This window comes from Pseudaestuariivita sp. (genome assembly GCF_052825805.1).
Map to the genome: position 1 here is coordinate 39274 of NZ_JBRBVB010000013.1, position 20673 is coordinate 59946.

Annotated in this window: 19 protein-coding genes and 1 tRNA gene; 10 read left to right on the plus strand and 10 right to left on the minus strand. The window is 66.3% G+C overall.

Features of this window, described 5'->3' with window-relative positions; translation table 11 throughout:
* Positions 1-59: 59 nt before the first annotated feature.
* On the minus strand, positions 60-1256 hold the full coding sequence (locus tag ACU0B3_RS14410) for a pyridoxal-phosphate-dependent aminotransferase family protein (protein ID WP_446261563.1): 1197 nt from the start codon (positions 1254-1256) through the stop codon (positions 60-62).
* Between the two features lie 145 nt (positions 1257-1401).
* Between ACU0B3_RS14410 and ACU0B3_RS14415 the strand changes: the two genes are divergently transcribed.
* The gene (locus ACU0B3_RS14415; RefSeq protein WP_446261564.1) at positions 1402-2130 is read left to right on the plus strand and encodes a fused DSP-PTPase phosphatase/NAD kinase-like protein; all 729 of its coding nucleotides are present in this window, start codon (positions 1402-1404) and stop codon (positions 2128-2130) included.
* The gene (locus ACU0B3_RS14420) at positions 2120-3886 is read left to right on the plus strand and encodes an ABC transporter ATP-binding protein (protein ID WP_446261565.1); all 1767 of its coding nucleotides are present in this window, start codon (positions 2120-2122) and stop codon (positions 3884-3886) included. The genes ACU0B3_RS14415 and ACU0B3_RS14420 overlap by 11 nt, the downstream gene beginning before the upstream one ends.
* 193 nt (positions 3887-4079) lie before the next feature.
* Here the strand turns inward: ACU0B3_RS14420 and ACU0B3_RS14425 are convergent, their stop codons facing one another.
* Entirely contained in the window at positions 4080-4757 is a 678-nt protein-coding gene (locus ACU0B3_RS14425; protein WP_446261566.1) for a TIGR04283 family arsenosugar biosynthesis glycosyltransferase, read from the minus strand.
* Positions 4758-4836: 79 nt separating this feature from the next.
* Between ACU0B3_RS14425 and ygfZ the strand changes: the two genes are divergently transcribed.
* Together ygfZ and ACU0B3_RS14435 are read left to right on the plus strand one after the other, a co-directional pair.
* Positions 4837-5586 carry a CAF17-like 4Fe-4S cluster assembly/insertion protein YgfZ gene (ygfZ, locus tag ACU0B3_RS14430; protein ID WP_446261567.1) on the plus strand — a complete coding sequence of 250 codons (750 nt, stop codon included), beginning with the start codon at positions 4837-4839 and terminating at the stop codon, positions 5584-5586.
* 316 nt (positions 5587-5902) lie between these two features.
* Positions 5903-7684, plus strand: a complete 1782-nt coding sequence (locus tag ACU0B3_RS14435; RefSeq protein WP_446261568.1) for a calcium-binding protein — start codon at positions 5903-5905, stop codon at positions 7682-7684.
* A gap of 44 nt (positions 7685-7728) precedes the next feature.
* Here the strand turns inward: ACU0B3_RS14435 and efp are convergent, their stop codons facing one another.
* Positions 7729-8292, minus strand: a complete 564-nt coding sequence (gene efp / locus ACU0B3_RS14440) for an elongation factor P (RefSeq protein ID WP_446261569.1) — start codon at positions 8290-8292, stop codon at positions 7729-7731.
* Positions 8293-8507: 215 nt separating this feature from the next.
* Between efp and ACU0B3_RS14445 the strand changes: the two genes are divergently transcribed.
* The gene (locus tag ACU0B3_RS14445) at positions 8508-8828 is read left to right on the plus strand and encodes a DUF6280 family protein (RefSeq protein ID WP_446261570.1); all 321 of its coding nucleotides are present in this window, start codon (positions 8508-8510) and stop codon (positions 8826-8828) included.
* Between the two features lie 291 nt (positions 8829-9119).
* Here ACU0B3_RS14445 and ACU0B3_RS14450 read toward each other — a convergent pair whose 3' ends face one another.
* The 4 genes from ACU0B3_RS14450 to ACU0B3_RS14465 form a co-directional block, all read right to left on the minus strand.
* Positions 9120-9692 (minus strand): cobalamin biosynthesis protein CobQ, encoded by a 573-nt coding sequence (locus ACU0B3_RS14450; RefSeq protein WP_446261571.1) that lies wholly within the window; start codon positions 9690-9692, stop codon positions 9120-9122.
* A gap of 33 nt (positions 9693-9725) precedes the next feature.
* On the minus strand, positions 9726-10676 hold the full coding sequence (locus ACU0B3_RS14455) for a hypothetical protein (protein WP_446261572.1): 951 nt from the start codon (positions 10674-10676) through the stop codon (positions 9726-9728).
* 71 nt (positions 10677-10747) lie between these two features.
* The gene (locus ACU0B3_RS14460; protein ID WP_446261573.1) at positions 10748-12145 is read right to left on the minus strand and encodes a TolC family outer membrane protein; all 1398 of its coding nucleotides are present in this window, start codon (positions 12143-12145) and stop codon (positions 10748-10750) included.
* Between the two features lie 37 nt (positions 12146-12182).
* Positions 12183-12836: a protein-L-isoaspartate O-methyltransferase family protein gene (locus ACU0B3_RS14465; RefSeq protein ID WP_446261574.1), complete on the minus strand. Its 654-nt coding sequence runs from the start codon at positions 12834-12836 to the stop codon at positions 12183-12185.
* 199 nt (positions 12837-13035) lie between these two features.
* On the opposite strand from ACU0B3_RS14465, the gene ACU0B3_RS14470 reads away from it, so the two are divergent.
* Positions 13036-13109 (plus strand) — tRNA-Cys (locus ACU0B3_RS14470).
* A 29-nt stretch (positions 13110-13138) separates the two neighbouring features.
* On the opposite strand, the gene ACU0B3_RS14475 is transcribed toward ACU0B3_RS14470, so the two are convergent.
* Complete coding sequence (locus tag ACU0B3_RS14475) at positions 13139-14086, minus strand: DUF808 domain-containing protein (protein WP_446261575.1); 948 nt, start codon at positions 14084-14086, stop codon at positions 13139-13141.
* 336 nt (positions 14087-14422) lie between these two features.
* On the opposite strand from ACU0B3_RS14475, the gene zrgA reads away from it, so the two are divergent.
* Genes zrgA through ACU0B3_RS14495 form a run of 4 tightly spaced genes read left to right on the plus strand, consistent with a single transcriptional unit; the run spans position 14423 to position 17690 of the window.
* On the plus strand, positions 14423-15217 hold the full coding sequence (zrgA, locus tag ACU0B3_RS14480) for a zinc uptake protein ZrgA (protein WP_446261576.1): 795 nt from the start codon (positions 14423-14425) through the stop codon (positions 15215-15217).
* A gap of 15 nt (positions 15218-15232) precedes the next feature.
* The gene (locus ACU0B3_RS14485) at positions 15233-15931 is read left to right on the plus strand and encodes an ABC transporter ATP-binding protein (RefSeq protein ID WP_446261577.1); all 699 of its coding nucleotides are present in this window, start codon (positions 15233-15235) and stop codon (positions 15929-15931) included.
* On the plus strand, positions 15928-17178 hold the full coding sequence (locus ACU0B3_RS14490; protein WP_446261578.1) for an ABC transporter permease: 1251 nt from the start codon (positions 15928-15930) through the stop codon (positions 17176-17178). The genes ACU0B3_RS14485 and ACU0B3_RS14490 overlap by 4 nt, the downstream gene beginning before the upstream one ends.
* 20 nt (positions 17179-17198) lie before the next feature.
* Complete coding sequence (locus ACU0B3_RS14495) at positions 17199-17690, plus strand: DUF3299 domain-containing protein (RefSeq protein ID WP_446261579.1); 492 nt, start codon at positions 17199-17201, stop codon at positions 17688-17690.
* 173 nt (positions 17691-17863) lie between these two features.
* Here ACU0B3_RS14495 and ACU0B3_RS14500 read toward each other — a convergent pair whose 3' ends face one another.
* The gene (locus ACU0B3_RS14500) at positions 17864-19645 is read right to left on the minus strand and encodes a TRAP transporter permease (protein WP_446261580.1); all 1782 of its coding nucleotides are present in this window, start codon (positions 19643-19645) and stop codon (positions 17864-17866) included.
* Between the two features lie 69 nt (positions 19646-19714).
* Positions 19715-20662 carry a TAXI family TRAP transporter solute-binding subunit gene (locus ACU0B3_RS14505; RefSeq protein WP_446261581.1) on the minus strand — a complete coding sequence of 316 codons (948 nt, stop codon included), beginning with the start codon at positions 20660-20662 and terminating at the stop codon, positions 19715-19717.
* Positions 20663-20673 lie beyond the last annotated feature (11 nt).

Here is a 20673-nt window from a genome sequence, read left to right on the forward strand (position 1 = left end):
ACTATAAAGGTGTTTAGAACTTAGGTTGGATCGACGCACCGCGGCCCGTCGATGTGCGGCTAGCCGTTGGACAGAACGGCAGAGGCCGCCTCCAGCGCCCCCGGCCCATGCTCTATCTCACACGCCTTCAGCCCGGCATCCACAGCCCCGAGCATGCCCATCACCATCCCGGCGCTCAGGTGGCCCATGTGCCCGAGCCGGAAAAAGCCGTGCCACGCCGGGTCCCCCGGCTCGGCCATCCCAAGCCCAATCCCAAGCGTCACGCCGGCCTCATACTCGGTCCATTTGCGCAGCCGCGTTGCGCGGTCTTCCCCGAGCCGCAGAGCGGTCACCGCGCAGGACCGGAACGCCGGGTCCGCCACGTTCAGCTCCAGAGGACCGCCCTGCCCCCAGGCTTCACACGCCGCCCAGATGGCCCGCGCGCAGGTCTCGTGGCGCTGCCAGACGTGCTCCATGCCTTCGTCCATGAGCATGTCGAGCGCGACGCGCAGGCCGTGTAGGTGGTGCGTCGGCGCGGTGCCGCAAAAGAACTGGTAGAACATCTCGGGGTTCGCGCGCGGACGCCAGTCCCAGTAACGCGACACGCGTGGCAGGCCCTCCTGCACACGCGCGGCCTTCTCGTTGAAGAACACGAACGCCAGCCCCGGCGGCACCATCAGACCCTTCTGGCAGCCGGTGACCATGATATCGGCGCCCCAGGCGTCCATCTCGAACCGGTCGCAGGCGAGCGAAGCGATGCAGTCGGCCATCAGGAGCGCGGGGTGCCCGGCCTCGTCCAGCACCCGGCGCAAGGCCGCGATGTCGTTCTTGATCGAGGTCGCCGTGTCCACGTGCACCGCCAAAACCGCCTTGATCTTGTGGTCTATGTCCGCGCGCAGAGCCTCCGCGATGGCGTCCATGTCCATCGGGCTGCGCTTGCCGAAGTCCAAAAGCTGCACCTCGGCACCCAGCCCGTCCGCGATCTCTCCCCAGCCGATCCCGAACCGGCCTGTCGCTGGCACCAGCACAGCATCGCCGGGCGCCAGCACATTGGCAAGTGCGGCCTCCCACGCCGCGTGGCCGTTACCGATGTAGATCGCGACGTCGCCTTCGGTGCGCGCCACCTTCCTGAGGTCCGGGATCAGCGAATGCGTCAGCTCGATCAGCTCCCCGTCATAGATGTTGGGCGCCGCCCGGTGCATCGCCCGCAGCACGGCGTCGGGCATGACCGACGGTCCGGGGATGGCGAGGTGGTGGCGGCCGTGGGCAAGCGACATGGGGCAAAGGTCCTTTCGAGCAGTTGCGCCGGACCCTAGCCTGCCGCCCGCGCGCGTCAATCCAATGTCCACCATGCCGAGCCTGCCTTGCGCCGGTACCCTTTCGCCTCTACATCCCGAGCGACCTTTTGGAACCCCGCGCCCGATGCTTTCCGCCCTCTGGACCCGTGTTGAAAACGCCGAACGCCGCCTGCGCCGGTCCTTTGGCAAGGACATCGTGACGCCGCGCGGACGGTTCTGGTCCAAGGTGCATTACCACCTCTTTGACCACGCGTTCCTGCGGGTGCTCTGGACCAACTTCGACGAGATCGCACCGGGCGTCTACCGCTCGAACCAGCCGACCCATGCGCGGTTCGAGACGTATGCCGAGATGGGCGTCAAGACGGTGATCAACCTGCGGGGGGAGGACAAGTACTCCTACTACCTCTTTGAAAAGGAAAGCTGCGAAGCGCTCGGGCTGACGCTGGTCGATGCCAAGCTCTGGGCCCGCGACGCCCCGCCCCGCTGGCGGCTCATTGCCGTGATCGACGCGCTGCGGGCGGCGGAAAAGCCGCTGCTCTTTCACTGCAAGTCGGGGGCAGACCGGGCGGGCATGGTCGCGGCGATGTACCTGATGATCTTCGAAGGCAAACCTGTCGAAGAAGCCGCCAAAATGCTGAGCCTGCGCTACATCCACCTCGATTTCACGGCGACGGGCATCCAAGACTACATCCTCGATGTCTATGCCGCGCAGAACGCGCGTGCACCGCTCGATTTCGAGACCTGGGTGCGCGTGTGGTACGATCACAAGCAGATCAAGGCCGGCTGGCGGGACAAGGTCGCCGCCGAGGACCTGCAACTGACGCAGACCGAGACGGGCGCCCATGCGCGATAACGCCCCCGAGCGTGTGATGGACCCGGCGTTGTCGCGGGGTCTGCTCAAGTGGCTCTGGACGCGCTACCTGACCCGCTACAAGGCGCTGCTGGCGGTTGCGATGGTGCTGATGGCGATCGAGGGCGCGATGTTCGGCCTACTTGCGCGCATGATGAAGCCGATGTTCGACCAGCTGGCATCGGGCGGCAGCCAGACCCTGCTGGTGACGATTGCGCTCATCATCTTTGGCGTCTTTGTCACCCGCGCGGTGTCCTCGGTGGCGGCCAAGGTGCTGCTGACCAAGCTCGGCCAGCAGACGGCGGCGGACATCCGGCAGGACCTGCTGCGGCACCTGATGACGCTCGATCTCGGCTTTCACACCGCGCATCCCCCCGGCGAGCTGATGCAACGCGTGGAAGGCGACGTGGCCGCCGTGAACCGCGTCTGGACCACCATCGTGACTGGCGCGGGCCGGGATGTGGTCGCGCTGATCGCACTCTTTGCCGTGGCTTTGTGGATCGACTGGGTCTGGACAATGATCGCGCTTGTCGGCGCGCCGATGCTGGTGGCGCCCGGCATGATCCTGCAGCGCTACGTGCGCAAGAACGCCCGCACCGCCCGCGACCTCGCTGCGCGCCTCTCGGGCAGGCTCTCGGAGGTCTTTCACGGCATCGTCCCGGTCAAGCTCAACCAGCTCGAGGACTACCAATCCCGCCGCTACGGACGCCTGACAAAGGACCGCGTGCGGACCGAAGTGCGCACGCAGTTCGGTGCCGCCTCGGTGCCCGGCCTCATCGACATCATGTCGGGCATCGGCTTTGTCGGCGTGCTGGTCTGGGGCGGCGGAGAGATCCTCTCGGGCGAAAAGACCGTCGGCGACTTCATGGCGTTCTTCACCGCAATCGGCCTCGCCTTCGAGCCTTTGCGCCGGCTCGGCGCAATCTCCGGCACCTGGCAGGTGGCCGCCGCCGCCATCGAGCGCATCCGCGAGCTTTTGTCCGAACGCCCCGCGATCACGTCACCCGCCGCGCCTGTAGCCGCGCCTAAAGGCGATCTGGAGGTCGCGTTCGAGAACGTCTCCCTCCGCTATGGCGAGACGCTGGTGCTCGACGATGTCTCCTTCACCGCACCTGCTGGGCAGACCACGGCGCTTGTGGGCGCGTCGGGCGCGGGCAAGTCGACGCTCTTTGCCGCGCTCACCCGGCTGGTCGACCCCGAAAGCGGCACGGTGCGCATCGGCGGCACCGACATCCGCACGCTCTCTCTGGCAGACCTGCGTGCGCGCCTTTCGACGGTCAGCCAAGACCCGGCGCTCTTTGACGACAGCCTGCGCGAGAACCTGACCTTTGGCGCGGACGTGCAGGAGGATAGGCTCACCGCCGCCCTCGAGGCCGCGCATGTCACGGACTTCGTTCCGCGCCTCGAACAGGGTCTCGACACTCCCGTCGGCCCGCGCGGCGCGTCACTCTCGGGAGGTCAACGCCAACGCGTCGCCATCGCCCGCGCGATCCTGCGCGATACGCCGGTGCTGCTGCTCGACGAGGCCACCTCCGCCCTCGACGCCAAATCCGAAAAGCTGGTGCAGGCCGCACTCACCGAACTCGCCAAGGGCCGCACGACACTTGTGATCGCCCACCGCCTCTCGACCATCCGCGACGCCGACCAGATCGTCGTGATGGACCAGGGCCGCGTGGTCGCCACCGGCACCCACGACAGCCTCATGGCCGAGGGCGGCGCCTATGCCGCACTGCACGCCCTGCAAGCCAGCGCCGACTAAAGCCGTCGGCTTTAAACCTGATACATTCGGAACGTATGAGCACGCGCCGTCCCGCGGGGTGGCGCAATCGCGCCGCCCGTTTTACCGAAGGCCAACCTACGGTTTGACGGGGGCGGGTCGGCGCGGCCTGACGTAAACGTAAGGCAGGCGCGTTGATCAGAGCTGGTGTGTATCAGGTTTAAAGTCGCCCGCTTTAGCGGCGATAGGACCGCGCAAGAACCACTGGCGACGCCCCAAACTGATACCGCGCCAGCGTCCAGAGGTTGCGCGCCCCGCGCCGCAGCCACCCTTGCCGGCGGTATTTCTCCGCCGACGTCACCGCGACCCCATCGAGCCGCACCAGCCGCCCCTTCAAGGCCCGTGCAAGTGCCACATCCTCCATCAGCGGCTGGTCGGGATACCCGCCCGCCGCGTCATAGAGCGCCCGCGGCAATACCAGCCCCTGATCCCCATACGGCAAGCCAAACACACGCGACCGCAGGTTGGCCCACCCCGCCACGAGGCGGGCCGGAAGGCCCGACGAGTCGAACCTCAAGGCAAAATACCCAGCCTTTTCCGAAGGCAAATGCCCAGCCACGGCCTCGCCCCACCCGGGCGCCAATTGCGTGTCCGCGTGCAGGACCATCACATGTGTCCCAAGCGACGCCGCGACACCCCGGCGCAGCTGCCCCCCACGCGACGCAGGCCCCGAGACAACCACCGCGCCCAGCCCTTGGGCAACCTCGAGCGTGCCATCCGTCGACCCACCGTCGCTGACCACCAGCTCGCGGATCAGCCCAGCCTCCACGCCCTCCATCAACGCCGCCGCACAGCCCGGCAGCGCAGTTGCGGCGTTCAGCGTCGGGATCACCACCGAAAGCGGTGCCGGCATTGTCCTCTCCCTCCTTCGGCCCCTGACATCGGCGCCCCGCTTGCCTATATCGACTGAGACCCCAAAGGACAAAGCGCAGATGACAGCCCAACCCGATCCCCGCACGCTCATCTCCGTGACCGGCAGCGACGCGCACGACTTCCTGCAAAACCTCGTCACCAACGACGTGGACGGGACCCGGGGTGGCCTCGTCTACGCCGCGCTCCTGACCCCGCAGGGCAAGTTCCTGGTCGACTTCTTCATCAAGGCAGACGAGGCCGGGTACCTGATCGACGTCGCCGCGGACCACGCACCCGGCCTGATGCAACGCCTCTCGATGTACAAGCTGCGCGCCGACGTCTCCCTCTCCGAAAGCCCCCTCACCGTCAGCCGCGGCACCGGCTCTGCCCCGGACGGCGCCCTGCCCGACCCGCGCCACCCAGCCCTCGGCTGGCGCCTCTGCGGCGATGCAGACGTCAGCGACGACACCGACTGGGACGCCCTCCGCGTGACGCACGCCATCCCGCAGACCGGCATCGAACTGACCCCAGACAGCTTCATCCTCGAAGCCGGCTTCGAACGCCTAAACGGCGTCGACTTCCGCAAGGGCTGCTACGTCGGCCAGGAAGTCACCGCCCGGATGAAACACAAGACCGAGCTCCGCAAGGGCCTCGCCCAGGTCACGATCACCGGCGCTGCCCCCGCCGGCACGCCGATCATGGCCGGGTCCAAGGAAGCTGGCACGCTCTTCACCCAGTCAGGCGACCACGCCCTCGCCTACCTCCGCTTCGACCGTGCCGGCCCCGACATGCAAGCGGGCGACGCGACCGTCTGCTACACTGCACCTTAAGCCTCCAAGGCACCAACCGCGTCCCTTCTTCTGGCGAGAAATATCCCGGGGGAGATGGTGAAAATCTTAGGATTTTCACCGTCGGGGGCAGAGCCCCCAAAAATGTACTTCGGCAGAGCCCCCAGAATAAAATCTTCGGCAGAGCCCCAAAAAGACCGCAATCCCGTCGCTGCACCGGCGCATTGCCCTGTCATCCCGCCATCGTGGTTAACGTTTGATGAAGGCCGCAGTGCGCCTGCCGGCCCCGCCGGCTTCCGCACGCCTTTGTCACGCGCCACGCGTTGCCTTTGACCCGGACCTGTGGGGAGCCGATCCGATGACCTCGACCTACCAAAGCCCGATCCAGTCCCCGTTCATCAAACGGGCCAAGACCTCGACCGAGCGCACGCTCGAGGCGCTGACCGACGGGCGCTTCATCAGCCAGAAAAACAGCGACGGCCTCTACAAGCTGGACGGCACGTTCAACGCCGACAACGTGCTCGGCTCGGCGTTCAAGGACATCATCAACGGCCTCGCGGGCGACGATTCGATTTCCGGCGGTGGCGGCGATGACAAGCTGACCGGCGGCGCGGGCGACGACACGCTCAACGGCGGTGACGGCAAGAACGCGTTGCACGGCGGGGCGGGCAACGACCGCCTGATCGGCGGCCCGCTCGATGACCGGATCGACGGCTTTCACGGCGACGACCACGCCTTTGGCGACGCCGGCGACGACGACATCTCCGGCGGCAACGGCAACGACACGCTGATCGGCGGAGACGGCAACGACAAGATCAGCGGCGGCCAGCACGAGGACAGCATCGCCGGCGGCGAGGGCAACGACACCCTCAGCGGCAGCAAGGGCGACGACACGGTCCACGGCTCGAACGGCGACGACAAGGTCAACGGCGGCGACGGTGACGACTCGCTCACCGGCGGCGACGGCAACGACTGGCTCAACGGCGGCGAAGGCAACGACACCGTCTACGCCGGCAACGGCGACGACCGCGTCACCGGCGGCACCGGCCACGACTACCTCTCGGGCGGCGACGGCGACGACTGGATCCCCGGCGGCGACGGCAATGACGAGATCAACGGCGGCCACGGCAACAACCGCATCGCCGGCGGCACGGGCAACGACACGATGAAGGCCCTGCACGGCGACGACCGCATCGACGGCGGCGACGGGCACGACAACATCAACGCCCACAACGGCAACAACCGCATCTCCGGCGGCCAGGGCAACGACACGCTCATCGCAGGCTCCGGCAACGACCGCATCGACGGCGGCGACAACGCCGACACCATCGTCGCGGGCGACGGGATCGACCGCATCTCGGGCGGCGAAGGCAATGACACGATCGACGCCGGCGGCGGCAACGACCGCGCCGACGCGGGCGGTGGCAACGACACCGTGGACGCAGGCGCCGGCAACGACCGCATGTCGGGCGGCAAGGGCAACGACATCCTCGACGCCGGCTCCGGCAACGACACAGCCCACGGCGGCGACGGCAACGACCTGGTGCAGGGCGGCAGCGGCGACGACCGCCTGACCGGCGGCAAGCACCAGGACCGCGTCGAAGGCGGCACCGGCAATGACACCGCCTACGGCAGCGACGGCAACGACTCGGTCTTCGGCGCTGCCGGCAACGACCTCGTAAGCGGCGGCAGCGGCAACGACGTCGTTGTGGGCGGCGCGGGCGACGACCTTGTCAAGGGCGGCCACGGGCGCGACGTGCTCTTCGGCTCCGAAGGCAACGACTACCTCAAAGGCGGCAACGACGACGACCGGCTGATCGGCGGGGCGGGCGACGACCGCATGGTCGGCGGGCTTGGCGCGGACACGTTCGAATTCGAATGGGACGGCACAAGCCAGCACGACCGGATCACGGACTTCGATGCCGCGCGCGGAGACGAGATCGAAATCACGCTGGCCAGCGGCATGAGCCCGCTCTCGACCCTCAACAACGTCAAGGTCGTCCAACTCGAAGGGGGCGTCCTGATCGGGTCCGGCTACACCGGCGGCGCCGAGACCGCCGAGGACAGCTACAAGCGCACGATCTTTCTCGACGACCTCAAAGTCAAAGAGATCGACGTGGACGACCTCTTCGCGTTCTGAGCCGCGCGTAAGGTGGGCACTTGCCCACCCTACCCCTGCGGCCCTCAGGCGCGCTCGGAGTAATCCATCGTCTCGGTGTTGACGACGATCATCTCGTCCTGCCCGACGAAGGGCGGCACCATAACCTTGATCCCGTTGTCGAGCGTGGCCGGCTTAAAGCTGTTGGCCGCCGTCTGGCCCTTGACCACCGGTTCGGTCTCCACGACCTGGCACGTCACCTTCTGCGGCAGCGTCGCGTTCAGCGCCTCGGCCTCGTAGAACTCCACCACGATCGTCATGCCGTCCTGCAGGAACGGGCGCCGCTCACCGAGCAGCTCCGCCGGCAGCTCGATCTGCTCGAACGTCTCGCTGTCCATAAAGACGAGCATCCCGTCGCTCTCGTAGAGGAACTGCTGGTCCTTCTGTTCGAGCCGCACGCGCTCGACTTTGTCGGCGCTTCTAAACCGTTCGTTAAGCTTTGAGCCGTTACGCAGGTTGCGCAGCTCGACCTGTGCGAACGCGCCACCCTTACCAGGTTTGACATGATCCACCTTCACGGCAGCCCACAAACCCTGGTTGTGCTCGAGCACGTTTCCGGGGCGGATTTCGTTTCCATTGATTTTCGGCATTGTGTCAAAATCTTGGCAAATGGTTGATCGGACTTGGCCCGCACCTATATCTCGCGGGTTGGGGTCGCGCAAGGCGACCTATCTCGTGCTGCACCTGCAGAGAGCCATGCGCCAAGCGCAACAGTGCTATGCAGAAACGGGGTATCCGAATCGACGGGGATGGGTCATAAGACCCCCTACGTCTGAAACGCAAGAGCAAGAACAAGGACGCCGAAATGAACGACTTCGTGGATGGCACCGCATACAATTCCGAACAGGGCAACCGCGCACGCAAGCTTTTTGCCGCCGTCGTACTGGCCGCTCTGGACGATGCAATCGCCGATGACAAGAAATACGGAAACGGCCCCGAGCAAATCGCCCGCTGGGCGCGTTCGCGCGACGGCCGTGAGGTGCTGTCCTGCGCCGGAATCGACCCGAACGAGCGTGTGGTCTCCGGCCTGATGGACTTTGTCGGCAAAGGTGTGCGCACCTCTGTCGCGCTCTCGCGCGAGGAAAGCGAGCGCCGCAACGCCGCGCTTCAGCAAGAAGCCGCGTAAGCTATACCGCACGTACAACTTATCGGAGCGCCGTGGCCTGAGAGGGACGCGGCGTTATCCTTTTGCGCTACTCGAAGCGACAGCCTTGTAGCGGGCGACATTTGACCAGGCAAACGACAAACCGTAGTTCACGCGCCGTCCCGCGGGGTGGCGCAATCGCGCCGCCCCAGGGGGGGGCGGGTCATGCCGGAGGCATGCCTTTGGCATGACGCGGCCTGACGGTTCCCGTCAGGCGGGCGCTTTGATCTAAGCTAGTGCTTCTAGGGTCAAAGGTCGCCCTCTATAGCGGGCTCAAAAGAGCCACTGAAACCACACGCGCACGATCCAGGCTTCGGCGGCGACAAGCGCTGCGAGTAGCAGCACCCAGCCAAGCGTGCGGATGCGCCACGCGGCAAGGGCGGCGAGGATGCTCGAGGCGACAAGCTCGAGCGGGCCGATGATGCCAGCGTAGTGACGCGTGTCCCAGTAGCTCACCGGGCTTTCAAAGACCCACCACGACAGCGGCCAGAAGTGCGGGCGCCCGTCGTCGTGATGCAGCGGGAAATCCAGTGCCACGTGCAGCAGCGCTGCCGCGGCAAAAGCCGTCAGAACCGACATGCCCTTCCAGAGGGCCAACGCAAGCAGCGGACCCCAAAGCAAAAACGAATTGTCGATGGCAAAGACGGTCTGCCACGCGTCCGAGAAGTAGAGCTGGCCGAAGACGACCGATGGCGGGATTTCCAGAACTCCGAGCGCCACACCCGCCATGACATAAAGCGAAAGGTCGGGCGCCAGCCCGCCGAGCGCTGCGGCCCAGAGCGTCGCGCGATGGTCCGGCTTGCCGAAACAAGCGAGGCCAAAGATCACGTGCGCCGGCGTGTTCATCGCGCCGGTTGCGCTGATCGGAAACGGCTGAGGTCAGTCAATCTCGTGGCTGGCAAGCGCGCGATGGATTTCGCGGCGCACCAGCTTGCGCACGTTGCGCGTGATGCGCTCGCCGAGTGCGCCTTGCAGCTCCTCGCGCACGATGTCGGCCACGAGGTCCCTCAGGGCGTCCTCGTCGAGGTCCTGAACGGCGTCCACGGGTGCGCGCGGACGCTCAGGCGCAGGTGCCGCGTCGCGTTTGACGTGCCGAAAGGGGATGGCGACCTTGGTCACGTTGTCCGTCCGTTGGTCGCCCTGGCCGGTCTCACCGCGATCGTCTGCGTCGTCATCCAAGGCACTGGATGCGGCGTCATCCACGGTCGATTGCACAGGCGCCTCGAGGCTTTGGGCCACAATCGCCCGCAGTGCATCGCGGGGCGATGGGTCAGCCGGACGGGTCGGCGCCTTGGCCGTCTCAGCGGGCTTTTCCGTTGACGGCGTTGAGTCCGTTTCCGCCCGAGAAGCCGTTTCGCCTGAAGCTTCGGAGACCTCTTCGGCGCCCTTCTCTACTGCTTCCGCGTGGTCCTCTCCGGGTTCTGCGGTCGCAACCTCGCGCAGGCTCGGGCCGGATTTCGGGATAAAGGCCGCCAGCGCGGTTTCGTCCACATCCGCAGGGTCGTCATCTTCGAGGTCTGAGGACGCGGGCGCCGGCTCGGAAGTTTCAGCCTTGGTCGGTTGCGCGGATGACGCGCTTTCCGCGGGCTTCTGATCAGCAGTCTCCGCAGGCGGCTGCGCCACGCGCAACGCGGGCGTCAGCATCAGACGGTCGGTGTCGGCGGCAGGTTCGGGCTTGGCGGACGGCACGTCGGCAGCCTCCCCGCCCTCATCAGCCGGCACTTCGGAGGGCGCGCCAGCACCCTCGCCGGGCCGCGCATCCTCGGAAATCAATCGACGGATGGAGGACAGCACGTCCTCGATTTCAACGTTCGTGACGGAACCTGACATGGGAATGCTCATTTTGCCTGCGCCGCAACCATAGCGGCGCGACGGCTCTCACACAACAGATAGCGGCAATTCTACTTTTTTCCCAAGGACTCCAGGACACGGTCCAGCTGCGCGCCCTGTTTCGAGCGCACGGGCGCGTCCTTGACCAGGTTGTAGTAGGCCGCCGGGTCGTATTGCTGCACGGGCAGCTTGAGATGCTCTACGGTCAAGAGCCCCATGGTCGACAAAAGCGTGTAGGCCGCGATGTACTCGTCCACCCGGGCGGAGATCACGCGGGTCCGCGCATCGAGCAGCTCCTGCTCGGCGTCGAGCACGTCGAGCGTCGTCCGGGCGCCGAGGGTCGCCTCTTCGCGTACGCCGCGAAAGGCCACGTTGGCGGCACGCACCTGCGCCTCGCTCGCCTCGCGGCTGGCGCGCGCCACATGCAGCAGCGCCCAGGTCTGGCCGACGTTGAGGCGGATGTTGTGCCGCGTGTTGTGCAGCGCGCCGCGTTGCGCGTCCCGTCCGGCCTGCGCCTGGCGCACCAGCGCCGAAAGCCGCCCGCCCTGGTAGATCGGACCGCCGGCGTTGAGCGAGATCGAGCCCGACGAAGAAAAGCGGTTGGGGTCCGACGTGTCGCTGACACCCACCCTGCCCTGCAGCGTCACGCGCGGCTTCATCGCGGCCTCCGCGCGCAGGATGTTGAGCTCGGCGATGGCGACCTGACGCTGCGCCTGGGACATGTCGGGATGCGTGCGCAGCGCGATGTCGACGGCGGCCTGTTCAGAGCTCGCAATCCGCGGCAGGCGGCCCGCGGGGGCGAGATTGCCCGGTTTGCGCCCGACGGCGGCGGCGTATTCGTCGCGCGCCTGCTCGAGCCCGCCAAAGGCCGCGGCCAGTTCGGCCTCTGCGCCGGCAAGGCGTGCCTCGGCCAGAGCGACGTCGGTGCGGGTGACTTCCCCCACCGCAAACCGGTCACGCGCGGCGCGCAGCTCTTGCCGCAGGAGCCGCAGGTTGTTCTGGCGTAGGGCCACGTTTTCGGTTTCGCGCCGCACATTCATGTAGGCCCGGACGGCGCGCAGAAGCACTTGTTGTTCCAGCGAAATCAGCGCGTCGCGGGTCGCCAGCACGGATTCCTTGGCCACGTCCACGCCGAGCCTCGTGCCGCCAAAGTCATAGAGCAAGAGCTCCGCGCTGATGCCGGCCGACAGCTCGGTGTTGGCGGTGTTGGTGATCAGGCCAAAGTCCTGCGCATTGCTGCGCACCCAGGTGCGGCTCGCCGACGCGGACCAGTTGATGACCGGGCGCAGCGCGGCCATGGCGACGGCCACGTCCTCGTCCGCGGCGCGCAGCACCGCACGGTTCTGTTCGAGAAGGCCCGAGTGGCCGTAGGCCGACACCAGCGCGTCGCCCAGGGTCTCCGAGCTGGCCGGCAGCGCCATGACCGTGACGGTCGCAGCCGCCATCACACGCGTGATCCAGTGTTTCATTGCGCATCCCCCTCGGCGCGATCCCGCGCGCCACGCGTTACAGTACGAACGACCTTTCGCGCTCAAAGCCCGGCAGCACCGGCGCGGACGCGTTGAACGCGTAGCGCCAGTTGAGCGTCCCGTCGATCTTGTATCCCACTTTGACCGTGCCAAGCGCGCCTTCCATGAAGAGCGCCACGATCCGTCCGCCCTCCTTGACCTGCGCGTCGAGCGCGGGCGGCAGCGCCTCGATTCCGCCTTGCAGGAAGATCACGTCGTAAGGCCCGTGGGCGGCAGCGCCTTCGGCCAGTACGCCCTCGTGCACGATCACGTTGTCGGCGCCGTTCTGCGACAGGAGCGCCTGCGCCTCGGTGGCGCGGCTGGCGTCGTCCTCGACCGCGATGACCGCCTCGCCAAGCCGCGCGAGCACGGCAGACGAGTAGCCAAGCCCGGCGCCGATATCGAGCACCAGCTCATCGGGCTGCACATCGGCGGCGTCGAGCATCTTGGCAAAGGTGCGCGGCTCCAGCACCACGCGGTCCGCATCGAGCGGCACGGATTCGCCCACGTAGGCCGTCGCGGTGAAGTCGGTCGGCACAAAAGCCTCGCGCGGGACCGTCAACATGGCGTCGATGATGGGGAATTTCGTCACGTCCGAAGGCCGGACCTGGGTGTCGACCATCATGGTGCGACGTGCGGCAAAATCCATCATCACGGGGCAGGCTCTCATCGGTCAGAAAGGGCGTTTCCCTTGTATGGACCGGAGGCGGCGCGTTGAACAAGCGCAAAGTAACTGAACCGTTCGGTTTATTTGCGCATCGCCCCTCCCGGCCCGCCTCGCCTGCGCAGATGTTGCGCACAAACCTGTTGCGCTCTTGCGCCCTCTGCCGTATCCGGGCCTCCACCACGGCGGCGAGTTGGCGGAGTGGTGACGCAGCGGATTGCAAATCCGTGTACACCGGTTCGATTCCGGTACTCGCCTCCACAAGACCTCCAGTCAGTCCAGATGACCCGTCAAGCCAGTCCCAGCTTGCCCCAGAGCGGGGCGAAGATGCGGGTGGCGAGGGGGATGAGGGCCAGGCCGATCAGGAGGCCGGCGATGCCGTCGAGGAAGGCGGTGACCGCCCATTCGAGAAAGCCGTTCCCGCCCGCGATGTCCTTGGCAAAGCCGTGGATCACCTCGTAGGGTGCTGCCCAGATGTGGGTGACTTCGAGCCCGTGCAGGATGATGTTGCCACCCACCCAGAGCATGGCCGCCATGCCGATGATCGAAAGCGCCTTCATCAGGTAGGGCATGCCCTTGACGAGGCCGCGGCCGAACGCTTGGGACGTCTCGCTGCCTTGCCGCGCCACGAGCCACAGGCCGAGGTCGTCCATCTTCACGATCAGCGCGACCGAGCCGTAGACCACCAGCGTCACGGCGACGGCCACGACCGCGAGCGTGGCGCTCTCGAACCAGAAGTTGGCGGCGGGAATCGCCGAGAGCGTGATCGTCATGATCTCGGCCGACAGGATAAAGTCGGTCTTGATCGCGCCCTTGACGCGTGTCTCCTCGAGTTGGGCGGGATTGCCGACGTCGAGGTCGGCCTCCACCTTTTCGTGAGGATGCGGGACCAGCACGTGGTAGACCTTTTCGGCGCCCTCGAAACACAAGTAGGCGCCGCCCAGCATCAGCAGATAGGCGATCATCCACGGGGCAAAGGCGTTGAGCAACAGCGCGATCGGAAGCAGGATCACCAGCTTGTTGAAAAGCGAGGCGCGGGTGATCTTCCAGATGATCGGCAGCTCGCGGCTCGCATCGAGGCCGGCGACGTATTTCGGCGTCACCGCCGCGTCGTCTATGATGATCCCCGCAGTCTTGGAGCCGGCCTTGGCCGCCATGGTGGCAACGTCGTCCACGCTGGCCGCCGCCGTCTTGGCGATCGCCGCCACGTCGTCGAGTAGGGCGAGCAATCCGCTCATCGGGTCTCTCCTTGCAAGGCCGGTCACGGCGGCGCCTGTGCCGAGGCTGTTTGTTATCCGCGGCGTCATTTAGCCTGCGCGGCGCTGGTAGGAAAGCCCTTGGCGCGGGCTTGGTTCCGCGCGGGCTTGGCGTGACGGGTCTCACGCATCGCGCTCTGCGGCGCAGGCGCGGGGAAACCGCCCATGGCGCGGAGGCTGCTGGACCTCACAGGAGAGTGTTATATGATAACACCCGAAAGCGGTATCGGGCAGTGAATCCCAGGGGATCAGGCCCTCCCGCCCCAGCCACGATCTGGACAACCCGGCCCTTTTGCCTACCCTTGAAGGATACAGTTTATGAAACACGTGTTGCCGCCTCTTTTGTGTCTCGCCGCCCTGCCCGCGCTGGCCGAGGACACGCGCCAACTCGACGCGCATGTGCATGGCGTCGGGACGCTCAACATCGCGGTCGACGGCCAAAGTCTTGCGCTGGAGTTGATAACGCCGGGCGCGGACATCGTGGGCTTCGAGTACGAAGCGACCTCTGAGGCGGACATGGCCGCGATCGAGGCGGCACTTGTGACGCTGAGCGATCCGGTCCAGCTCTTCGGGATTTCCGACGCCGCCGGGTGCGAGGTCCTGCTCGCCAGCGCCGAGCTCGAGGCCGAAGACGAGCACGACCATGACCATGGCGAGGACACAGACGGCGATCACGACGACCATGCCCATGGCGATGAAGACCACGGCGACGAAGTCCACGGCCATGAGGGCCATGACGGGGACAAGGACCACGCCGAAGGCGAGCACGATCATGACCATGGCGAAGAGCACGCGCATGGCGAGGAACATGACCACGACCATGGCGAGGCCCATGCGCATGCTGAGGACAACGACCATGACCACGGCGAAGATCACGCGCACGACGATCACGATCACGGTGAGGAACACGCCGAAGCGCGGCACACCGAATTCCACGCCGAGTATCTGATGACCTGCTCCAGCCTCGAGGACATCGGCACGCTCGAGCTTACCTATTTCGAGAGCTTTGAAAATGCGCTCGAGCTTGAGGTGCAGGTCGTCTCGAGCGCAGGCGCGCAGGCGACCGAGCTGACGCGCGAGGCGCCGACGCTCGACCTCGGGAGCCTTTTCTGACGTGAGTGAGGGGGCGTGACGAGCAAAGGTGCGATCACGCTGGAGGAAGTGCGGTTTGCCTGGGCAAGCCGCGCGTCCTTTGGTTTCACCGTGCCGCAGCTCTACGTCGCGCCCGGTGAACGGGTGCTTCTGTTAGGCGCCAGCGGGTCGGGCAAGTCGACACTGCTTTCGCTGATCTGCGGCACGGCGCTGGCACAGTCGGGCCGGGTCGAGATCAGCGGCACTGCACTCGCCGGCCTTTCGGGCGCCCGGCGCGACCGGCTGCGCGCCGAGGAGATCGGCGTCGTCTTTCAACAGTTCAACCTGCTGCCCTTCGCCAGCGTGCGGGACAATATCCTGCTGCCTCTCAGGTTCGCGCCGCGGCGCCGCGCCAGGGTGGCGGACCCGCGCGCCGAGGTCTCCCGGCTCTGCGGCGCGCTCGACCTGCCAGAGGGCATTGCTACGCAAAAGGCAGACGCGCTCAGCGTGGGCCAGCAGCAGCGTGTGGCGGTGGCGCGCGCGCTCATCGGGCAGCCGCCCATCCTGATCGCCGACGAGCCGACCTCGGCGCTGGACGAAACCACGCAGGGCCGATTTCTCGACCTGCTCTTTGACCAGGTGGCCGCACAAGGCACGACGCTGCTGATGGTGAGCCACGACCCGCGCCTCGCGCCCCGGTTCGATCGGGTGCTGCGCATGGACGAGATCGCGCGGGTCGAGAGGCCAGCGGCATGATCCTGCGGCTCGCCATGGCCTCCCTCCTCGCGCGGGCGGTGACCGTCGCGATGACAGTGCTTGCCATCGCGCTCTCCGTGGCGCTCTTTCTCGGGGTCGAAAAGGTGCGCACGGGCGCCAAGGCGAGCTTTGCCGACACGATTTCCGGCACGGACCTGATCATGGGCGCGCGCTCGGGCTCGGTGCAGCTGCTGCTCTACTCGGTCTTCCGCATCGGCAACGCCACCAACAACGTCACCTGGGAGAGCTATCAGGACATCGCCGCCCGCCCCGAAGTTGACTGGATCGTGCCGATCTCGCTCGGGGACAGCCACCGGCAGTTCCGTGTGATGGGCACCGACGTCGCCTTCTTCGAGCACTACAAGTACCGCCAGGACCGCGGGCTAAAAGTGGCCGAGGGCGTGCTGATGGACGATCTCTTTGACGCGGTAATCGGCGCGGATGTGGCGGCGACGCTGGGCTACGCGGTGGGAGACCCGATCGTGGTCGCGCACGGGATCGCGTCCTTCAGCCTGCACGACGACCAGCCCTTTCGCGTGGCGGGCATCCTCGAGAAGACCGGCACACCGGTGGACCGGACGGTGATTGTCTCGATGGAGGCGATCGAGGCGATCCATGTCGACTGGCAGAGCGGCGCGCGCATCCCCGGCCAGACGACGCCCGAGGCGGAGATCCGCGCGATGGACCTGACGCCGCAGGCCGTGACGGCGGCGCTGATCGGGGTCAAGAGCCCGCTCCAGACCTTCAACCTGCAGCGCGCGATCAACACCTATCCCGAAGAGCCGCTGCTCGCCGTCCTGCCGGGCGTCGCGCTGGCCGAGCTTTGGGCCATCGTCGGCATCGCCGAGACGGCGCTTTTGGCAGTGTCGGTGATGGTGGTCGTGACCGCGCTCATCGGCATGATGGCGACACTCTTTTCGGCACTGGCCGCACGGCGGCGCGAAATGGCGATCCTGCGCGCGATGGGGGCATCTCCGCGGGTGATCTTTGGCCTTCTGATCCTCGAGGCGGTGCTGACCGCTGCCATGGGCGCGCTCCTCGGTCTCGTTCTGCTCTACGCTGCGCTTTTTGTGGGCCAACCGATGATCGACGCGGCGTTTGGGCTTTACCTGCCAATCGAGGCGCCGAGCCTGCGTGAGCTCTACGTGCTGGCTGGTGTCATCGCCGCTAGCGCAATTGTGAGCGCCCTGCCCGCACTGCGCGCCTACCGCCTGTCGCTTGCCGATGGTATGACAGTCAAATCATGACCCACCTGACACGCAGACACATGTTGACGCTCGCCGCCGCCGGCGCCCTGACGCCCGCCGCAGGCCGGGCCAAGGCCCCGTGGGAGATCGGCTGGGACGACCTGATCCCGCCTGGTGTGCCTTATGGCGAGATCATCGGCGAGGGGGAGATGGACGTCGTCGCCGACACCTGGAAGCCGATCTTCGACGCCAACGGCTCCAAGCTGAACGAGCGGCTCGACGGCGCGCTGATCCGCATGCCGGGCTTTATTATCCCCGTGGAGCTGACTGAAGAAGGGACCAAGGAGTTTATCCTCGTCCCCTACCTCGGCGCCTGCATCCACGTCCCGCCGCCCCCGCCAAACCAGCTGGTCTATGTCGAGAGTGACGTGATCTGGCCGAGCGACAACCTCTGGGACGCGGTCTGGGTGATCGGCACGATGTACACCGAGGGCGTCAGCACGGACCTTGCCGAGATGGGCTACACGATGCAGGCCCACCAGCTCGACATCTATGACTGGATGAATGAGTAGGCTCGGGTTTCTTTTGAGTAAGTCTTGACCGAAAGTTCCGCGCGCTCAATTCAAAGCACCCGCCTGACAGGCACTGTCAGGCCGCGCCGACCCGCCCCCCTGGGGCGGCGCGATGCGCCACCCCGCGGGACGGCGCGTGAACTTCTGTTTTTCCAAACTGAGGCCAAACAGACCTAAACCAACACCCTCACAAACACCGCCACAAAGCCCAGCGCAAAAAGCGGCACCCGCCACAGCCGCAGGCTCTGCCGGATGAGCCCCAGCGACATCAGCGCAAGCCCCAACCCGATCTGCACCGCCGCGCCAAGCGCCGCCAGCGGCGCGGCTTCAAGCCCGATCACCTCCGGCGCGGCGATCATCGCCAGCGGAATGATGTAAAGCCCGAACCCCAGCGCCATCGCCGTCAGCGCAACCTTGAGCCAGTTCTCCCCGATCATTCCCGCCGCGATGAACACCGCCCCGCAGACCGGCGGCGTGATCGTCGAGAGGAGCGCGAACCAGAAGACAAAGAGATGCGCCTGCAGCGGCGCGAGCCCCAACTCGATCAGCGCCGGACCGGCGACCGAGACGCAGATGACGTAGGCCGCTGTCGTCGGCACCTCCATCCCGAGGATCAGGCACGCGAGCGCCGTCAGCAGCAAAGCCGGCCAGAGCATCCCGCCCGCACCGGAGATGATCAGCGAGGTGATCTTGACCCCCAGCCCGGTGATCGCCAGCACGCCAATGATGATCGAGGCACAGACGATGATCGACGCGATCAGCGCCACTTGCCGCGCCGCGTTCAGCATGGCGCTTTCGATCCGCTCGGCTGTCTGCTTTATCGACCCGATCCCCGACCGGTCCACAAAAAGCAGCGCAAAGGCCACGAGGATCGCAAGGCTCGCCGCGTATTGCGGGGTCACCTTGATCACAAAAAGCCCCGCCAGCAGCACCGCAAAAGGCACCGCGAAGAAGGCGGACGTGATCAGCACGTCCCGACCGCTCGGCGCGTCCTCGGGAGCAATCCCGCGCAGATCATAGCGGGAGGCATAGGCGTCCACACCGATCCAGACGGCAAAGAAGTAGAGCACAGCCGGCAAGAGCGCCGCCGCCATGATCGAGGTGTAGGGAACGCCCGTGAGCTCAACCATGACAAAGGCCCCCGCGCCCATGAGCGGCGGCATGATCTGACCGCCGGAGGAGGCCACAGCCTCGACGGCGGCGGCGAGCCTTTTCGGGTAGCCGAGCTTGGTCATCGCAGGCAGCGTGATCGCCCCGGTGGAGGCCACGTTGGCCGAGGCCGAACCGGAGATCGAACCGAAGAGCGCAGAGGAGAGGACAGAGACCTTAGCCGCGCCGCCCTTGAGCCGTCCTGCGGCGGCGGAGGCGAGGTTCATGAACCCCTGCCCCGCCTCGCCCGCGTTCAGTACCGCGCCAAAGATCACAAAGATGGCGACGACGTTGACCGACACGCCCGTGAGGCTCCCCCAGATGCCGCCCTCCGCGATGGTCAAAGTCCCCAAAAACGAGCGCAAAGGCGTGCCGGAATGGCCGAACTCCCCGGGAATGTGCTGGCCATAAAGCCCGTAGGCCAGCGCCAGCGCCGCCACCACCGGCAGCGGCCAGCCAATCGCCCGGCGCGCCGCCTCGAGCACGACGACCAGCAACGTGATCGCGACCCCGACCTGGAACGGGCTTTCGAGAAAGCCGTACTGGTCCGACAGCCTATCATGCGAAAACGCCACCCAAAGCGCCGCGCTGACGCCAATGAGCGTCAGGGCAATTCCACTCCACCTCTGCCATCCTCTTTGCCCCGCTTGAAGCAGGATCCACGGCAGGGCCAACGCCAGGTGCACCGGACGGCTCACAAGGTTCGGGACCAGCCCCGAGAACACCAGCCACAGGTGAAAGAGCACGACGCCCGCAGCAAGCATCAGGGCGGCCAGGCGCAGCAACTGGGACTGGGGCTGGATCACGTGTCAGGGCCTTTCAGAAACGACAAACGGGGCGCCTTACCAGCGCCCCGTCCTACCGGTCGGATGGTCTTACATCTGCGCGTCATTCAGCGCGATGCCGGCCTCCTCGTAATACCGCTGCGCACCGGGGTGGAAAGTCACGTTGACGTTGCCCATCAGGCCCTCGTCCACACCGTTCCACCAGGGCGTCGTCTCACCCATCGCCGCCTTCTGCTCCCAGAAGGTCTTGGTCAGCGCATAGGCCGCGTCATCGCTCATCTTGGTCGTGGTGAAGGCCGCGACCGGCAGCGAGGTCGTCACGATGTCGCTGTCCTGCCCCGCATAGGTCCCCGCCGGGATCACCAGCCGCGCGCGTTTGGTGGCGGCGATCTGCTCCTCGTTCAGCGTCAGGACGGTCACGCCGGTGCTGGCAGCCGCCTCGATCACGTTTGGCGCAGGGTACGAACCCGCGGTCACGAACCCGTCGATCTGCCCATTCTTGAGCGCGGAGACGGCGTTCGACAGCTCCACATCGGCGATCTCGACCTTGCCCTCGAGGCCAAAGAGGCCGAGGTACTTCGCCCCTTCGCGCGCGCCAAAGGAGCCTTTCCCGAGCAGGATCGTCTTGCCTTCCATACCCGCAAAATCCGTCACGCCGGACGCGTCGGACATGACAAAGTGCATCGTCAGCGACGGGATCGGGAACAGAGCGCGAATCTCGTCGAAGGCCGGATCACCCTTGCCCTCGAACATCGCCTTGCCGCCCTGCGCGAGACCGATCAAAGCGGGCGGCGTGGTAAAGACGTAGTCGCCGCCTCTTGCGCGCACCTCCATCACGTTCTGGACCGAGCCCTGGCTTTCTTCGACCGTGACGATCAGATCGCCGTCCGAGCCCGCCTTGACCGCCTCTGCGATCTCGACGCCCATCTGGTAGTAGGACGAGCCGGTCTTGGCCGACTTGTAGGTGATGCGCTCCTCGGCGCTTGCGGTGCCGGCCATGGCGATGGCCAGACCCGCGATCAGATGTGTGAACTTCATGACTTCCTCCC

Bases quoted from the DNA above. Each gene is read 5' to 3' on its own strand.
- ACU0B3_RS14425 (WP_446261566.1), bottom strand. From the start codon at position 4,757: ATGCCGGCACCGCTTTCGGTGGTGATCCCGACGCTGAACGCCGCAACT.
- ACU0B3_RS14495 (WP_446261579.1), top strand. From the start codon at position 17,199: ATGTTGACGCTCGCCGCCGCCGGCGCCCTGACGCCCGCCGCAGGCCGG.
- ACU0B3_RS14475 (WP_446261575.1), bottom strand. From the start codon at position 14,086: ATGAGCGGATTGCTCGCCCTACTCGACGACGTGGCGGCGATCGCCAAG.
- ACU0B3_RS14445 (WP_446261570.1), top strand. From the start codon at position 8,508: ATGAACGACTTCGTGGATGGCACCGCATACAATTCCGAACAGGGCAAC.
- ACU0B3_RS14435 (WP_446261568.1), top strand. From the start codon at position 5,903: ATGACCTCGACCTACCAAAGCCCGATCCAGTCCCCGTTCATCAAACGG.
- ygfZ (WP_446261567.1), top strand. From the start codon at position 4,837: ATGACAGCCCAACCCGATCCCCGCACGCTCATCTCCGTGACCGGCAGC.
- ACU0B3_RS14450 (WP_446261571.1), bottom strand. From the start codon at position 9,692: ATGAACACGCCGGCGCACGTGATCTTTGGCCTCGCTTGTTTCGGCAAG.
- ACU0B3_RS14410 (WP_446261563.1), bottom strand. From the start codon at position 1,256: ATGTCGCTTGCCCACGGCCGCCACCACCTCGCCATCCCCGGACCGTCG.
- ACU0B3_RS14455 (WP_446261572.1), bottom strand. From the start codon at position 10,676: ATGTCAGGTTCCGTCACGAACGTTGAAATCGAGGACGTGCTGTCCTCC.
- ACU0B3_RS14415 (WP_446261564.1), top strand. From the start codon at position 1,402: ATGCTTTCCGCCCTCTGGACCCGTGTTGAAAACGCCGAACGCCGCCTG.
- ACU0B3_RS14460 (WP_446261573.1), bottom strand. From the start codon at position 12,145: ATGAAACACTGGATCACGCGTGTGATGGCGGCTGCGACCGTCACGGTC.
- ACU0B3_RS14505 (WP_446261581.1), bottom strand. From the start codon at position 20,662: ATGAAGTTCACACATCTGATCGCGGGTCTGGCCATCGCCATGGCCGGC.
- ACU0B3_RS14465 (WP_446261574.1), bottom strand. From the start codon at position 12,836: ATGATGGATTTTGCCGCACGTCGCACCATGATGGTCGACACCCAGGTC.
- efp (WP_446261569.1), bottom strand. From the start codon at position 8,292: ATGCCGAAAATCAATGGAAACGAAATCCGCCCCGGAAACGTGCTCGAG.
- zrgA (WP_446261576.1), top strand. From the start codon at position 14,423: ATGAAACACGTGTTGCCGCCTCTTTTGTGTCTCGCCGCCCTGCCCGCG.
- ACU0B3_RS14420 (WP_446261565.1), top strand. From the start codon at position 2,120: ATGCGCGATAACGCCCCCGAGCGTGTGATGGACCCGGCGTTGTCGCGG.
- ACU0B3_RS14490 (WP_446261578.1), top strand. From the start codon at position 15,928: ATGATCCTGCGGCTCGCCATGGCCTCCCTCCTCGCGCGGGCGGTGACC.